This window comes from Undibacterium sp. TJN25 (assembly GCF_049339885.1).
Lineage (GTDB): Bacteria > Pseudomonadota > Gammaproteobacteria > Burkholderiales > Burkholderiaceae_D > Undibacterium.
In genome coordinates this window covers 1-351 of sequence record NZ_JBMPPM010000048.1, presented here as the reverse complement: position 1 = coordinate 351, position 351 = coordinate 1, and the positions used below count along the sequence as shown (strand labels likewise).

Below are 351 nucleotides of genomic sequence, written 5' to 3'. Positions count from 1 at the left end.
CCATCGCGATCGGGTTGATCAGCTTGACTGTGATCGACACGTTATCGCCTGGCATAACCATTTCTTTGTCCTTTGGCAACTCGATCGAGCCAGTCACGTCCGTTGTACGGAAGTAGAACTGTGGACGATAGTTGTTGAAGAACGGTGTATGGCGGCCGCCTTCGTCTTTGGACAGAACGTAGATTTCGCCAGTGAAGTGGCTGTGCGGCTTGATGGAACCTGGTTTTGCCAACACTTGACCACGCTGGATGTCTTCGCGCTTGGTGCCGCGCAGCAGTACGCCGACGTTGTCGCCTGCTTGACCTTGGTCGAGCAGTTTGCGGAACATTTCAACGCCTGTGCAGGTCGTTT

1 protein-coding gene is annotated in these 351 nt (G+C 54.1%); it reads right to left on the bottom strand.

Annotated features, from left to right (window positions below; genetic code table 11):
• Positions 1–351, bottom strand: a 351-nt coding sequence (locus ACO0LO_RS29060; RefSeq protein WP_422970038.1) for an EF-Tu/IF-2/RF-3 family GTPase, incomplete at both ends; no start/stop codon positions are given.